Source organism: Nocardiopsis valliformis DSM 45023 (assembly GCF_000340985.1).
Lineage (GTDB): Bacteria > Actinomycetota > Actinomycetes > Streptosporangiales > Streptosporangiaceae > Nocardiopsis > Nocardiopsis exhalans.
In genome coordinates, this window is record NZ_ANAZ01000015.1 from 52,500 (window position 1) to 65,025 (window position 12,526).

Genomic DNA, 12,526 nt, shown 5'->3' on the forward strand with positions numbered 1-12,526 from the left:
CACCGCCGACCACAGAGGCCACCCGATGTTGGAAGACCCGCTCGTACTGGCACGGCTCCAGTTCGCGCTGACCGCCGCCACCCACTACATGTTCGTCGCACTCACACTCGGGCTCGCGCCCTACATCCTCGGGACGCAGTTGGTAGCGGTACTGCGCGGCGACCGGTCGCGGATGCTCTCCGTGCGCTTCTGGGGCGGCCTGTACCTGGTCAACTACGGCATGGGGGTGCTGTCCGGTCTCGTGATGGAGCTCCAGCTCGCGCTGAACTGGAGCGGTCTGCACGAGACGTTCGGATACACCTTCGCCGCACCGCTGGCAATCGAGACGATGACGGCGTTCTTCATCGAGTCCACGTTCCTCGGGCTGTGGATCTTCGGTTGGGACCGGATGGGCCGCTGGGCGCACCTGCTCTGCTTCGTGGTGGTGACCGTGACGGCGTACTCGTCGGCATGGTGGGTGCTGGTCTCCAACGGTTTCCTGCGCCACCCGGTGGGGTTCGAGATGGTGGACGGGGTCGCGCACCTGACGGACCCGGCTGCCCTGATGACCAACCCGGCCGCGGTGTTCGCCTTCCTGCACGTGACCAGCAGCGCCCTGTTGGTCGGGGCCCTGGTCGTGGCTGCCGTCAGCGCCTACCACCTGCTGCGCGGAGACGACCCGCACGGGATCTTCCGGCGCGGGATGCGATTCGCGGCCGTGACCATGACCGTGATGCCGCTCGTCGTGGTGAGTTTCGGCGGCGCGCAGTTCCAGATCTTCGGCCAGGACCCGCCCACCAGCGGGCTGACCTACACCGCCGGGGAGATCGAGGCGATCGAAAGCGCCGGGCAGAGCTCGTTCGTGACCGCGGCCAACGTGACCGGTGACGTCGTGATGATGACCGCCTGGGGAGTGATGTTCTTCCTGGGGCCGGTCATGCTCGTGGCCCAGTACGCGGGCCTGCTGGACCCGCGCCGGTGGTTCCCGAACCGGTTCGGGAACCTGCCCGGGCCCGGGTCCCTGAGCGCCCTGGCCCCCGCCTGGTTCCGGCCCGGCCGGTGGGGGCTGGCCGTGCTCCTGTTTTCCCCGTTCATGCCCTACCTGGCGAGTGTCGGCGGCTGGATCTATCGGGAGACCAACCGCCAGCCCTGGGTGGTGGTGCACCATCTGACCACCGCGGACGCCGTGACACCCATGTCGCCGGGCGCGGCCCTGGTCTCCTTCACCCTGTTCACCGTCGCCTTCGCCGCCCTGGCAGCCGTGACTTACTGGCTGCTGGTCCGCTTCGCCCGGCTGGGCCCCGGGGGAGGCCCTCTGGCGGAGCGCCGCGAGGAGGAGTCCCGGGAGACCCGTGAGCCCGTGCACACGTTCTGAGAGTCCCAGTCTCCGAGAATCTGAGTGTCAGAGGGAAACAACCATCATCATGGACCTCCTGTCCGCATCATCGCCGTCCGCCGTGCTCCTGGCCCTGTTCGTGGTGGGCTACCTGGTCCTGGCCGGGTCCGACATCGGCCTGGGCATGCTCATGCCGCACGTGGCGCGCACCCCCGCCGAACGCCGCCGGGTGGTGGCCGCGATCGCCCCCTACTTCCTGGCCTCCGAGGTGTGGCTCGTCGCCGCGCTCGGGGTGATGGCCGGGCTCTTCCCCGTGTTGGAGCACCACGTGATCGGCGCCCTGTGGCCGGTGCTCGTCGTGCTGACAGCCGGGTGGCTGTTCCGGGACGCGGGGCTGTGGTTCCGGGGCCGGGTGGACAGCGCGCGGTGGCGGTTCACCTGTGACACCGCGATCGTGGCGGGTAGCTGGACGCTGGCCGTCTGCTGGGGGCTGGCGCTGGCCGGTCTGCTCGGCGGCGGAGCACCCCTGAACCTCTTCACCGTTCTGGGCGCGGCCGCGGTGGTCTCGCTGTTCGCGCTGCGCGGTGCGGCCTTCGGCGCGGAACGTCTGGTGGGGCCCGACGATGCCGAGAGCGGGGCTGAGAGCGCAGACGCGGCCGCCCGGGCGACCCGGACGCTGGCGCGGGTGGCCCTGGGCGCCGTCGCGGTGACCGCGGCCGTCGCAGCTACCGGAACGGGTTCTGGCGGTGCGGGCTCTGGTGGTTCGGACGGTCTCGTGCTGGCCGAACCCGGGGTCGCGGTGCTGCTGGTGACCGTCCTGCTGGCTGTCCTGGGCGCGACCAGCGGACTGACCGGGCCGATGCTGTCCCGGCACACCTCGGCGCTGGCGATCGCCGTTCCCGGGCTGCTGGTGGCGCTGTGCGCGCAGCTGCCGACGGCGGACATTCCCGGCACGACCGGGGTGTTCGTGTGGTCGATGCTGCTACCCGCGGTTCCGGTCATGCTCATCGGTCAGGTTTGGCTCTACCGAATGACCCGCCGACCCGCGGCATCAGCGAGCTTCTTCGCCTGACTCCGGTGGTGAAAGCGGTGGTCAGCCGGGTGTGTCGCGCAGGGTCCCGACCCGCCCGCCTTGGGTAACAGGAGGGTAAGGTTCCCGTCCCTGATTGGGAAAGCCGGACAACGGGCACCTCCTGTGGCGGGAAACGTACTCGTGGCGCCACCTTCCGTCCGGAAGCCCTGGCGTGATCGCGCACGGGTACGCCACCGACCCTGAGGAGGGACCGTGCTCGACCCCCTGACCAGAACACCGCCCCAGCACGGCTGCAACTGCGGCTCGAACTGCACCTGCGGCTGCCAGGAAGGCAACGCCTGCGGCTGTGGTGCCAGCTGCGGCTGATCCGCCCCCGGCTGGGGACCCCGTCTCCGTGACCGGTCCCCCGCCGTAGGCCAACGGGCTGTCCCTCCCCTTGGGGGCAGCCCGTACCTCTTGTTGGGGACAGACCACAACCCACACTCCGCGACATTCGGCGACGATATGTGTACTCTTAGTCACAGCGCTTTCCCTGACGGGATGAGCCGCTGCGTATCCGCCCGTTGGGGGAGATCAGCGATGCCGCCGTTCACGAAACCAGCGACACGGAGGGGACGCCTCTCCGAACACGCGAGGCTGCTTCAGTGCGTGCAGCAGATCCTGGAGCGATCCGACCGGGCGGTGCCCTGGGATCCGGATACCGTGGGCCTACCCGAGGCCCCTTCCGACAGCGCCCTGGCCCGCATCAACGACGTCGCCTTCTACGCCAACGCCCGCAACGAGGTGTCCACCCTCGCGAGCGTCTGCGCGGACCTCCTCCATCTACACAGCCCCGGCGAGGAGAACGAGCACCGCTGCCGGGGCTGTCAGCTGCCCTGGCCCTGCCCGACCTTCGGCGAGATCGCCCGACTGATCAGCTAGCCGCCGGACCTCGCGGGACCCACGCGGACACCGGGGAAAGCCGCAAAAACGGACGTCGCTCGCCGAAGTCGGGGCGCGATCCGACTTCGACGGGCGACGGTCCTTCGGTTCGCCTGCCGCCAGTGACACCCCACGACCGAACTGTTGGGTGCCCTCACCGGGCAAGGCATACCCAGAGGCTAATACTGGAACGTGTTCTATCGCAAGACCCGAGCGCCACTCGGTTTTCCGAAGAAAGCCCTCCCATCCTGAGAAACCAGTCGATCCAGGACAGCAAGATCTTCTGTAACAGGATCTACTCCCGCGGGACTGCCGGGGAAGCGGCGCAACGAGAAAGCCGCCCGGTGCGCGGAGCGGCGCACGGAGCGACTCGACAAGAGGGACCGGGGAGAGCAAGAAGGGCCCCGGAGTGACGGAGAAGGGGCCCGGAGAGAGGGGCCAGCCAGGCCCAGGGGCGGGGGACAGCCCCTGGGACCGGCAGCGACCAGGCGCGACAACCCGTACCCCAGGTGGACGAAGGACCCTCCCACACACTTCGGGGCGCACCATGCACCACAGACGTTAACGAGGCACCGGTAACGCGAACACCCCCCTTCAGATAACCGGAATGTCTCGATTCACCCTGAGCGAGACCAGCGTCACCCCTTTTGGCCTGCGGTGACGCAGCGCCACCGCACCGTAGCTCCCATTAGGGCAGGTCACGGCGGGCGGGCGAGAACAGCCCGGAAAGAACCAGCAAGAAAAAGGGGCAAACAAGAAGGCCCTCGCCGGAAAACCGAAACAGGAAACGCTCCGCCACAACCAGGGGAAAGGTTGCAGGGGGTTGCAATTCCAGCGAGGGCCCAACACAAATCCTCCCCGGGATCAACACCGGGGAGGGAGTTCAGCTAATCCGGGTAGCCAGCAGATACGCACCGGGCGAATCTGCGTCAACGATATCCGTAACCCGCCACACCTGGCCGCCGACGCTGAACACATCACCCACCCGGACATCGATCATGGGCGTGGGGCGCCAGTCTTTCGGACCGCCGATCTTGGCCACCGGCTGACCGTCGTCGTCGGTCCAGAAGCTCCCTCCGCCAACGGGTCCGCCCGCGAAGCGGTCGTTGCGACCGTAACTGATCTTCTCCTGCGCGCCGATCTCGTGGACCACCGTGGATTCAGTCCCAACCGTCTCGAATTCCATTGTAAACGCATCCATATTAACCCGCGCAACCTAATTGGACAGGGAACCGGCGGGTAAGATTAGCGTTTTGAGCAGACTAGCCGACAAAAGTAATGCGCGGGCCGGGACTTTAGTCCCGACCCGCGCAAGTCGCGGTTCAGCGAATTATCAGTCGCCGCTCGACGTGCCCCGGCCGCCCTTGAGCCGGCCTACGAGCGTCTCCAGGGCCGAGCTGAATGGGTGGTCGTGCACCATGTAGGTCCAGGTCATCGACGGACGTTTGACCCCGACCGAGCTCACGTCAAGCTCGCCGTCGACCACTTCGAGCTCCTCAAAGCTCTCGGCCGCACGGGAGCGCGCGTCGTCCAGGAAGCCCTTGAAGACCGGGACCGCCTCGCGGTTGAACTCGTCGAGGGGGTCGCGGCGGCCCAGGAACCTCAGGTGGATGCCCTCGCGCAGCTCCGACAGGAACGCGTTGTGGTCGGTCCAGCCGCGGTCCAGGTGGTAGAGGGTGATCAGCTTGGCGGCCTTGGCAACCTCCTCGGCCTCCAGCTCCTCCACCAGCTCCTCGTGGCGCTCCTTACGGTCCGCCTTGACGTGCCGGTCGCCCTGCCCGCCGGTGAGCACCAGCTCGCGGTGTTCCAGGACCACCTCGCGCTGCACGTCGATGAGCTTGTTGTAACGCCAGGTGTTGCGGTGCACCTCCAGCAGCTGGCCCTCGGAGACCCGCTGGGCGTGACCGACCATGGCAAGCCAGCCCTCGTCGGTGATCTCGCCCTCGGCCGTGGTCTGGTAGCCGGTGGTCTCGGGGGCGTGGTTCACCAGCAGGTCGTCGTCCATGCTGACGAAGAAGATGGAGTCGCCGGGGTCGCCCTGACGCCCGGCGCGTCCGCGCAGCTGGCCGTCCAGACGGCTGCTGGGGTAGCGGCCGAAGCCCATGACGTACAGACCGCCGGTCTCGACCACGCGTTCGCGGTCGGCCATGTCACTGCCGCCCAGCCGGATGTCCGTACCGCGTCCGGCCATCTGGGTGGAGACGGTGATCGCGCCGTAGGTGCCGGCCTCGGCGATGATGGAGGCCTCGTCCGCGTCGTTCTTGGCGTTGAGGACCACGCTCTCCAGCCCGGCCTCGCGCAGCCGGTCGGCCAGGAGCTCGGACTCGGCCACGTCCTGGGTGCCGATGAGGATCGGGCGCCCGCTCTTGTGGACCTCCTCCACCTTCTCGACCAGGGCGTCCTCCTTCTCCTCGCGCGTGGCGTACAGGCGCGTACCGTGGTCCTCTCGGATGTTCGGCTTGTTGGAGGGGACGACCGCGACCTCGAGCTCGTAGAACTCACGCAACTGCTCGGCGACGCTCATCGCAGTACCGGTCATGCCGGCGAGGGTGGGGTAGCGCAGGACCAGGGACTGGACGGTGATGGAGTCCAGGACCTCGCCGGTCTCGCTGACCGCCACCTTCTCCTTGGCCTCGACCGCGGCCTGGAGGCCGTCCGGCCAGCGCTGGAGCAGGGCGATACGCCCGCGCGACTCGTTAATGAGCCGCACCTCGCCGTCGCGCACCACATAGTGGACGTCGCGCTGGAGCAGCACCTGGGCGTGCAGGGCGAGGTTGACCTGCGGCAGGACCGAGGTGTCGTCCTCGGAGTACAGGTCGACCCCGTCCAGGGCCTTCTCGACCGCGTCGATCCCGGCGTCGGTGAGCTGGACGTTGCGTCCCTCGCCGTCGATCTCGTAGTGCAGGCGCGGCTTGAGCACGCGCACGACGTCGGCCATTTCGACGTCGGCGGGAACAGCCTCGGCGGCACCGGCCAGGACCAGCGGCACACGGGCCTCGTCGACCAGAACGGAGTCCGCCTCGTCGATGATGGCCACGTGGGGTTCGGGGACCACCCGGTCGTCGATGTCGGTGACCATGCGGTCGCGCAGGACGTCGAAGCCGAGCTCGCTGACGGCCGCGTAGGTGACGTCGCAGTCGTAGGCGTCCTTGCGCTCGGCGACGGTGGCCTCCTCGCTAATGGAGCCGACGGTCACCCCGAGCATCGTGTAGAGGGGACGCATCCACTCGGCGTCGCGCCGGGCGAGGTAGTCGTTAACGCTGAGCACGTGCACGCGCTTGCCGCGCAAGGCGAACCCGGCGGCGGCGAGGGTACCGGCGAGGGTCTTGCCCTCACCGGTGGCCATCTCGGCCACGTGGCCGTCGAGCAGGGCCATCACACCGAGCAGCTGCACGTCGAAGGGGCGCTCGTCGAGGGTGCGCCGGGCGGCCTCTCGGCCGACCGCGCACAGACTCACGAGGTCGCTGTGGGAGTAGGGGAGCTCGGCGTAGCCGAGGTCGATGGCCTTCTCCGTCAGCTCCTCGTCGCTGAGTTCTCGCAGGCCCTCCTCTTCGGCCTCGATCGCCGGCAGGAGCTTGGTATAGGGCCGCAGGTCCACCGCACCGGGCTTGCCCAGTAGGCGGCGGACGCTTTCTGCCATTCGTCCGAACACCACGCCAGGGTAACGCCGGACACAACCGAATGGTTCCCCTCGGGTGATCGTTAGTACGTACTAATCGGACGAAATCCCCTGGGGGGAAGGGGTTCATGCCGGTTCTGCGGGGTCGGGTCAGGTGACGAGCTGGGTCCGCTGAGTGGGCTGGGTGCGGTGGGTGCGCTGGCGTGCTTCCACGGCCATCGCGTGCTTGACCAGGGTGACCAAGACACGGACCACGGACTTGCGGTCGCGCGCGTCGCAGTAGACGACGGGGACGTCCGGGGTGAGGTCAAGGGCGTCGCGCAGTTCCTCGGCGCTGTAGGCGTTCTCGGGGTCGAACTCGTTGACCGCGACGACGAAGGGGAGGCGGTACTGGCGCTCGAAGTAGTCCAGGGCCTGGAAGGTGTCCTCCAGGCGCCGGGTGTCCGCGAGGATCACCGCGCCCAGAGCCCCGCGTACCAGGTCGTCCCACATGAACCAGAAGCGCTGCTGGCCGGGGGTGCCGAACAGGAACAGGGTGAGGTCGGTGTCCAGGGAGATCCGGCCGAAGTCCATGGCCACCGTGGTGCTGGTCTTGTCCGGGGTGTGCGAGAGGTCGTCCACACCAGCGCTGGCCGCGGTCACCGCGGCCTCGGTGCGGACCGGGGGAATCTCCGACACAGCCCCGACGAACGTGGTCTTTCCGACCCCGAAGCCCCCGGCGATGATGATCTTGGTGGACAGTTCGGTGGGTGCGTGGACGTTGTTCGTGCTGTTAGCTGAGTGGATCACAGTTTGTCCTAGCGAGAGTGCCGGGCCTGCACGGACAGTTGGCTCGCATGACCCGGTCTGGAGGGACGCGGTGCTCCCGGGTCCGAGCCTCCGCGGGAACGACCGCACCAGGAACCTAACACCGGACGGCGCTGGAATCCGGGGTTTCGGCACAGTGGGGCACGAGGTCACATCTCCGACCACTCCGCACTTTTCGGGCGACGCGCAGCCGAAGACGCCCCGAGGTGGGATGTCCGCCTCGTGGCAGGGAGTCCGTCTTGGCGAACGGACCGTAGTCAGACAAGCACACTCCTGTACCCCGGAAGGTCGACTTTACGACATTGTGAGCGGCCATTTTCGGCCGCTTTCGGCCGCGCTAATCCCTGTCCGGCACCGCCCCCGCCATCTACGGTGGAGTACAGGGCACCCGCCTAAGCGCGGTCGCAACGGACTCCTGGCACGAGGACGCGGCCACCTCGGGGCCCTCGGCGGCGCCTTGGGGCGCACGACCACCACCGACGTCTCGCTCTTCGACGTCGGACCGGCCGTACTCCCCCGACTGGCGCTCCGCAGCCCCACCGGCCCACAACCGTCCACGTGGGCCGGTGGCGGTTGTTGTGGGGGCATCCCTGCTCCGGGTGCGTAGGATGGACAGGCACCCTCCCCGAACGGCGTCGATCACTGAATTGCCGTGTGCGCGTGCGCGCGCGAGACGGGTCGAGGGGTTGTTTTCCCACAAGCAAGCCGAACACTCCCAAGGGAGCCGAGAACCCCACATGTCCGATCAGCGCGTCGTCCGCCCCACTCCCATCAGCGGTTTCCCCGAGTGGACCCCACAGGTCCGGGCCGTGGAGCAGCGTTGGCTGGACCATATCCGCGCCGGGTTCGAGTCCTTCGGCTTCGCGTCCGTGGAGACCCCCTCCGTGGAGAACCTGGACGTGTTGATGGCCAAGGGCGAGACCTCCCAGGAGGTCTACACCCTGAACCGCCTCCAGGCCGATGCCAAGGACGACTCCGATGCCAAGCTCGGTCTGCACTTCGACCTGACCGTGCCCTTCGCCCGGTACGTGGCCCAGCACTTCAATGAGCTGACTTTCCCGTTCAAGCGCTACCAGATGCAGCGCGTCTGGCGCGGGGAACGCCCGCAGGAGGGCCGCTTCCGCGAGTTCACCCAGTGCGACATCGACGTCATCAACGTGGACTCGGTGCCCCTGCACTTCGATGCCGAGCTGCCCCGGATCGTGCACCGGGTGCTCAGCGGGCTGGACATCCCGGCCTGGACGCTCAACGTCAACAACCGCAAGGTGCTCCAGGGCTTCTACGAGGGCCTGGGCATCAAGGACCCGATCGCGGTGATCCGCGCCGTGGACAAGCTCCACAAGATCGGTGACGACGGCGTGCGCGAGATCCTCCAGGACGAGGGCCTGCGCGCCGAGCAGATCGACCCCTGCCTGGCGCTGGCCCGGATCAAAGGCACCGGCGTGGACGTGGTGGAGCACGTCCGGGAGCTCGGGGTGGCCTCCGAGCTGCTGGAGGAGGGCTTGGACGAGCTGGCCTTCGTGCTGAACGACCTCGCCGACCTGCCCGAGGGCAGCGTGGTCGCGGACCTGTCCATCGCGCGCGGCCTGGACTACTACACGGGCACCGTCTACGAGGCCTCCTTCGACGACGACCCCGACTACGGCAGCATCTGCGCGGGCGGCCGGTACGAGAACCTCGCCGGTCAGTTCATCCGCAAGCGGCTGCCGGGCGTGGGCATCTCCATCGGTCTGACCCGCATCTTCGCCAAGCTGGTGACCGAGGGCAAGATCGAGACCGGTCGGGTCTGCCCCACCGACGTGATGGTGGTGGTCCCGGGGGCCGAGCAGCGCGCCGAGGCGCTGCGCACCGGTGAGCTGCTGCGCGAACGCGGCTTCAACACCGAGGTGTTCCACTCCACAGCCAAGGTCGGCAAGCAGATCCAGTACGCGTCCAAGAAGGGCATCCCCTTCGTGTGGTTTCCGCCGTTCGAGCAGGGCGGGGAGCACGAGGTCAAGGACATGGGCAAGGGCGAGCAGGGCCCGGCCGACCCGGCCGTCTGGACCCCGCAGGGCACCGTGCTGTAGCTGTTTTCTTCGGCCTGCAGTTCCGGCGCCTAGAAGGACAGCGGCTTTCAACGCTGACGCACCCTGTCGGCGCCCTCACTCAGCAGGCGGACCTTAGCAGGTTCTGGTCCGGCACGGGGTGGTTTGCGACCTCCCGTGCCGGAACCGGCCATTCCCGAGACAGTTCGTGGGTCCGGGTGCCAGACTGGTACAGGCTGTACTCCGTGACGTACCGCGCGTACGTCGCGGGCCGATTTCGGTGTCCTAGTAATCGAGGCCATGTCACCTCCCCGCCACAACCTGCCCCTGTCCGCCGGCGAGTTCATCCAGTTCGTCGGCCGTGAACGCGACATCGTCGACCTAAGCCGCATCATGGGTGAGTCCCGGATGCTCACGCTGACCGGTACCGGCGGGATCGGCAAGACCAGACTCGCCCTGCACCTGGCCGAGCGCGTGCTGCGCCGATTCCCGGACGGTGCGCGGTTCATCGACCTGAGCGAGGCCTCCGACCACGAGCAGGCGCTGCGCACGGTCGCCGCCGGTCTGCAGGCGGCCACCGGCGACGCCAAGAGCCTGATGGACGGTGTCATCACGGCGCTGCGCACCCAGCACATGCTGCTGCTCCTGGACACCTGTGAGCACGCCGTGGGACCGATGGCCCAGCTCTGCCAGGCCGTGCTGCGCGACTGCCCCCGGGTGCGGATCCTGGTGACCAGCCGCCAGCCGCTGCACGTGCTCGGGGAGACCATCTGGCGGGTGCCCCCGCTGTCCCTGCCCGCTCGCCCCACCCCCACCGATCCCTACGCGGCGGTTCCGGCGCCGATCCCGCGGCGGGACGCCCAGCGCTACGAGTCCGTGCGCCTGTTCCTCACGCGCGCGCATGCGGCTCGCTCCGGGTTCGAGATGACCCGGGAGAACTCCGGGTACGTGGCGGAGATCTGCCGGATGCTCGACGGCATGCCGCTGGCCATTGAGCTGGCCGCCGCCCGGGTGCGGGTGCTGTCGGTCCAGCAGATCCTGCGCCGCCTGGACGACCGCTTCCAGCTCCTGACCAGTGACGGCACCGGCAACCTCCCGGCCCGCCAGCGCACCCTGCGCGCGGTGCTGGAGTGGAGCCACGACCTGCTCTCCGATGCCGAACGGCTGCTGCTGCACCGACTTTCGGTGTTCTCCACCTGGTACCTGGAGGCCGCCGAGGACGTGTGCTCGGGCGAGGGGGTGGACCCCGCCGACATCCTGTCCCTGCACTTCTCCCTGATGGACAAGTCGCTGGTGGTGCTGGATTCGGAGATCGACGGCACCGCCCACTACCGCCTGACCGAAACGGTGCGCGTCTACGCCGCCGAGCAGCTGGGTTCGGACGGCGACGAGCGCTGGGAACGGTACCTGCGCTTCTCCGTCAACCGGCTGGAGGAGGAGGCCAAGAGCGCCGCCGTCCCGCAGACCTGGGAGGAACGCCTGGGCCGGCTGCGGATGTACGACCACCACCGGGAGAACCACGCCCGGATCGTGGCGTGGGCGCTGTCCCGGGGTCGGGTGGACGAAGCCCTGCGAGTGTGTGTGGCGCTGCGGACCTACTGGCTGGTGCGGGACCTGTCCGCCGAGGGCAGTCGGCTCCTGGAGCAGGTCCTGGCACACGAACCCGACGAGCAGTCGCCGCCGCTGCGGTCCCGGGCGCTGGCCCTGCACGCGGAGCTACGCCTGGACGTGGACGCCGCGGCCAGGGTCGGTGCCCTGGCCGCCTGTGCCCTGGAGGCCGCGCGGGCCTGCCGTGAGTCCACCGCTGCCGCCTCGGCGCTGGCGACGTCGGCCACCCTGTCCCTGCGCACCGGTGCCCTGGAAGACGGCGAGCGCCAGGCCGAGCGGGCCCTGGCGTGGGCGGCCCAGGCCGGTGACCCGATGACCGAGGGCACCACCCGGGGTGTGCTGGCCGAGCTGGCCCGGCGCCGAGGCGCCACCGAGGAGGCCGTCACCCACCTGGAGGAGAACGCGCGAGCCGCCCGGGACCTGGGCGACCGCTGGGGTGAGGCGCGATGTCTGCACGGTCTGGGGTCCATCGCGGCCGAGGCCGGCGACCACGAGCGGGCGCAGGAGCTGTTCGCCGAGGCGCTGGAGGTCTTCGGTGAGCTGCCCTCGGCTCCGCTGGCCGCGCAGTGCGCAGCGGACCTGGGTCGCCTCCATCTGGCCGAACGGGACACCCTGTCCGCGCGGGAGCCGCTGGCGCAGTGCCTGCGGGTGAGTTTCACGTCCGGCCGTCGGATCGCGGTGGCGCGAGCGCTGGAGGCCCTGGCCGAGCTGGCCCTGGCCGAGGAGGAGCCCACGCGCGCGGCCGCGCTGGCGGGGGTGGCGGCGAGCCTGCGGGCCGAGCTGGACCGGCCATCGGCGGAGACCGTCCGGTTGCGGTCAGTGGTGGAGCGCAGGGTGGGGTCGGGGCGGGCCACCGAGGCGTGGAGCGCCTGGCGCTCGCTGCCCTTGGAGCAGGTGCGTGATCGGGCCCTGGCCTTCCCCCGCCCGCCCACGCCCCGGCTGACCGGCGCGGACGCGCTCACTCCGAGAGAGCGTGAGATCGCCACTCTGGCCGAACGCGGCCTGTCCAACCGGGAGATCGCCCAACGGCTCACTATCAGCCAGGCCACCGCGGCGCGCCATATCGCGAACATCTTCAGAAAACTCTCGATTTCGTCCAGGACGCAGTTGACCGGCTGGGCTTCACCGCGAGAACCCGGCTGAACGACTCACGTTCGCCCCTGAGCACTTGCACAGTGCGCGTGCACCCGCTAAACCAG

At 68.9% G+C, this 12,526-nt stretch carries 8 protein-coding genes; 5 read left to right on the forward strand and 3 right to left on the reverse strand.

What is annotated here, in order from left to right; genetic code table 11:
• Positions 1 to 25: 25 nt before the first annotated feature.
• The 3 genes from D457_RS0116560 (at position 26) to D457_RS0116570 (ending at position 3,269) form a co-directional block, all read left to right on the forward strand.
• A complete protein-coding gene (locus D457_RS0116560; RefSeq protein ID WP_026116718.1) occupies positions 26 to 1,354 on the forward strand; it encodes a cytochrome ubiquinol oxidase subunit I in 1,329 nt (442 codons plus the stop codon).
• Between the two features lie 49 nt (positions 1,355 to 1,403).
• A complete protein-coding gene (locus tag D457_RS0116565; protein ID WP_017581792.1) occupies positions 1,404 to 2,387 on the forward strand; it encodes a cytochrome d ubiquinol oxidase subunit II in 984 nt (327 codons plus the stop codon).
• A gap of 609 nt (positions 2,388 to 2,996) precedes the next feature.
• Positions 2,997 to 3,269 (forward strand): hypothetical protein, encoded by a 273-nt coding sequence (locus D457_RS0116570; RefSeq protein WP_017581793.1) that lies wholly within the window; start codon positions 2,997 to 2,999, stop codon positions 3,267 to 3,269.
• An 883-nt stretch (positions 3,270 to 4,152) separates the two neighbouring features.
• Here the strand turns inward: D457_RS0116570 and D457_RS0116575 are convergent.
• The 3 genes from D457_RS0116575 to D457_RS0116585 form a co-directional block, all read right to left on the reverse strand.
• On the reverse strand, positions 4,153 to 4,455 hold the full coding sequence (locus D457_RS0116575; RefSeq protein ID WP_017581794.1) for a DUF6406 domain-containing protein: 303 nt from the start codon (positions 4,453 to 4,455) through the stop codon (positions 4,153 to 4,155).
• 147 nt (positions 4,456 to 4,602) lie between these two features.
• Entirely contained in the window at positions 4,603 to 6,909 is a 2,307-nt protein-coding gene (secA2, locus tag D457_RS0116580) for an accessory Sec system translocase SecA2 (RefSeq protein ID WP_017581795.1), read from the reverse strand.
• A 129-nt stretch (positions 6,910 to 7,038) separates the two neighbouring features.
• Positions 7,039 to 7,677 (reverse strand): GTP-binding protein, encoded by a 639-nt coding sequence (locus tag D457_RS0116585; RefSeq protein WP_017581796.1) that lies wholly within the window; start codon positions 7,675 to 7,677, stop codon positions 7,039 to 7,041.
• 755 nt (positions 7,678 to 8,432) lie between these two features.
• Here D457_RS0116585 and hisS point away from each other — a divergent pair.
• Both hisS and D457_RS0116595 read left to right on the forward strand, forming a co-directional pair.
• On the forward strand, positions 8,433 to 9,761 hold the full coding sequence (hisS, locus tag D457_RS0116590) for a histidine--tRNA ligase (protein ID WP_017581797.1): 1,329 nt from the start codon (positions 8,433 to 8,435) through the stop codon (positions 9,759 to 9,761).
• A gap of 258 nt (positions 9,762 to 10,019) precedes the next feature.
• The gene (locus D457_RS0116595) at positions 10,020 to 12,470 is read left to right on the forward strand and encodes an ATP-binding protein (protein ID WP_017581798.1); all 2,451 of its coding nucleotides are present in this window, start codon (positions 10,020 to 10,022) and stop codon (positions 12,468 to 12,470) included.
• Positions 12,471 to 12,526 lie beyond the last annotated feature (56 nt).

Excerpts from the sequence above, each read along its gene's own strand:
- D457_RS0116560 (WP_026116718.1), top strand. The coding sequence starts at position 26 with ATGTTGGAAGACCCGCTCGTACTGGCACGGCTCCAGTTCGCGCTGACC.
- secA2 (WP_017581795.1), bottom strand. The coding sequence starts at position 6,909 with ATGGCAGAAAGCGTCCGCCGCCTACTGGGCAAGCCCGGTGCGGTGGAC.
- D457_RS0116565 (WP_017581792.1), top strand. The coding sequence starts at position 1,404 with ATGGACCTCCTGTCCGCATCATCGCCGTCCGCCGTGCTCCTGGCCCTG.
- D457_RS0116575 (WP_017581794.1), bottom strand. The coding sequence starts at position 4,455 with ATGGAATTCGAGACGGTTGGGACTGAATCCACGGTGGTCCACGAGATC.
- hisS (WP_017581797.1), top strand. The coding sequence starts at position 8,433 with ATGTCCGATCAGCGCGTCGTCCGCCCCACTCCCATCAGCGGTTTCCCC.
- D457_RS0116595 (WP_017581798.1), top strand. The coding sequence starts at position 10,020 with ATGTCACCTCCCCGCCACAACCTGCCCCTGTCCGCCGGCGAGTTCATC.